Origin of the sequence: Corallococcus llansteffanensis, from assembly GCF_003612055.1 — a bacterium.
GTDB lineage: Bacteria > Myxococcota > Myxococcia > Myxococcales > Myxococcaceae > Corallococcus > Corallococcus llansteffanensis.
Map to the genome: position 1 here is coordinate 1 of NZ_RAWB01000966.1, position 1,800 is coordinate 1,800.

Here is a 1,800-nt window from a genome sequence, read left to right on the forward strand (position 1 = left end):
GCCCCAGCGGGCCTGGAGGCGCAGCTCGCGCAGCACCTGTACAACCGGCAGCCGCCGACCGCGCCGGTGTCCGCGATCGCCAACACCGCCTACGTCTCCGCGTCCGGCCTGTCGCCCACGCCCGTTCCGCGCACCCTGACGACCCCCGCCCCGCCGCGCGTGGAGCCCGCGGCCGTCGCCGTGGCGAACGCCAGCCCGCGCGTCCTCGGGCCCACGAGCGCCCTGGCGCCGGGGGATCTCTTCGACCATGCCCGGGCCGCGGAGGCCGCCTTCACCGCCGGGGACTACACCACCTGCGTCACCGCCTGCACCGACGCCGTCCGGCGCGCCATGGCCTTCGCGGGCGACGGCACCCTGGCCCAGCAGGCCTTCCTGCTCCACGTGGACGGCGCGGACCTGCTGCGCTTGCAGGGGCTGTCCACCCAGTCGCACCTGCGCGTGGACGACGCCGCCTTCTCGCTCTACGTCCTGATGCAGGTCTTCGTCCGGCTCAATGCAGTAGGGCTTCCGACCGCCGGGTGATCCGGCGCGGGCCCGGGCGCCTCGGGCCCGGGCCGACCGTCAGCGCGGGAGCGTGAGCTGCAACAGTCCCATGCGGTGCAGCTTCGCCAGCGTCTTGAGCGTCTCCAGCTCACGCGCGGGGCTCGCCAGCACCAGCGTGGACACGTCCCACGTCCCGCTGATGAGCCCGGCGATCTGTCGCTCCTCCGGCTTGAGCATCACCATGGCCTGGGGCGCCTGGACCATCTGCGGCACCACCAGGGGCGGCAGGTCCGCGTAGAGCGCGGCCACGTGCTCGCGCTGCACCAGACGTGCGAACTCGCGCACGCGCCGGTCCGCGGGGTCGCTGGCCAGCAGCGACGCGCATACGATGCCGGCCGCGTCGTACTGGCCCTCGCGCATCAGCACCGCGCCCTTCTCCAGCATCTCCGCCACCGGATCCGCTTCCACCTGCGGCGCGCCGTCCACCTCCACCAGCTTCGCGCGCAACAGCTCATGCACCCGGCGCGTCACCGACGAGCGCGACACACCCATGGACAGCCGCAGCCGGCCCAGGTTCTGCGGCGTCGTCGTCAGGCCCAGGATGATCCGGTGCATCAACGGCTGGCTCGGGCTGGGCGGCGACAGCGCGCGCACGCTCAACGCGTCGATGGGCAGCGCCTTGTCCACGTCCCCCTGCTCGTCCACCCAGCGCAGGGATTCGAAGAGCAGCTCGCGGATGCTCATGTCGGACGGCACCCAGTCCTCACCGGTGCGGTCCGCGTCCTCCGTCCAGTGGAACGTGCCCCGACCCGCGATGGTCAGGTCCGTCATCGCCGCGAACAACTCCTCGCGGCCCAGGTCGCGCACCCACCGCGCCTGCACGCCGTGCGCGTCGAAGGCCGCGTCCACGTCCGGCGTGCGCGCCAGCTCGTCGAACGCCGCCAGCACGCGCTGCCCGGCGGCCAGCTTCGGCAGGGACAGCAGCCGGGCCACGCGGCCGCGCAGGCCATCGCTCGCGGTGGCGCCCACCTGGCCGGACAGGAGGAACAACTTGCGCTCGCCTGCTTCCCACGAGAGCTGCAACGTCCCCGTCTTGCGGGAGCTGTCCAGCCATTGGAGGAATTCGGGGAGCGGGTAGCTGAAGAGGTCGCCGTGGATGGCCATGCGTGTCGGATTCGAGGATACAGTTCCCCGCCGTGCGCGTCGCGGTCCTGTTCATCGACGGGGTGGGCATTGGACGGAAGGACCCGGCCGTGAACCCGCTCGCGGACCGCGACCACCTGCTGTCCTGGTTCCAGGACGCCCCCGCCCCCCTCC

At 72.8% G+C, this 1,800-nt stretch carries 1 protein-coding gene and 2 pseudogenes; 2 read left to right on the forward strand and 1 reads right to left on the reverse strand.

The genetic code is table 11. The features are described from left to right. Positions 1–522, forward strand: a pseudogene (locus tag D7V93_RS42530) (GTP-binding protein); the annotation flags it as partial. Positions 523–561: 39 nt separating this feature from the next. Here D7V93_RS42530 and D7V93_RS42535 read toward each other — a convergent pair. Next, positions 562–1,647 (reverse strand): DUF4388 domain-containing protein, encoded by a 1,086-nt coding sequence (locus D7V93_RS42535; RefSeq protein WP_120648626.1) that lies wholly within the window; start codon positions 1,645–1,647, stop codon positions 562–564. A 32-nt stretch (positions 1,648–1,679) separates the two neighbouring features. On the opposite strand from D7V93_RS42535, the pseudogene D7V93_RS47195 reads away from it, so the two are divergent. Beyond that, positions 1,680–1,800, forward strand: a pseudogene (locus D7V93_RS47195) (metalloenzyme); the annotation flags it as partial.

Bases quoted from the DNA above. Each gene is read 5' to 3' on its own strand.
- D7V93_RS42535 (WP_120648626.1), bottom strand. From the start codon at position 1,647: ATGGCCATCCACGGCGACCTCTTCAGCTACCCGCTCCCCGAATTCCTC.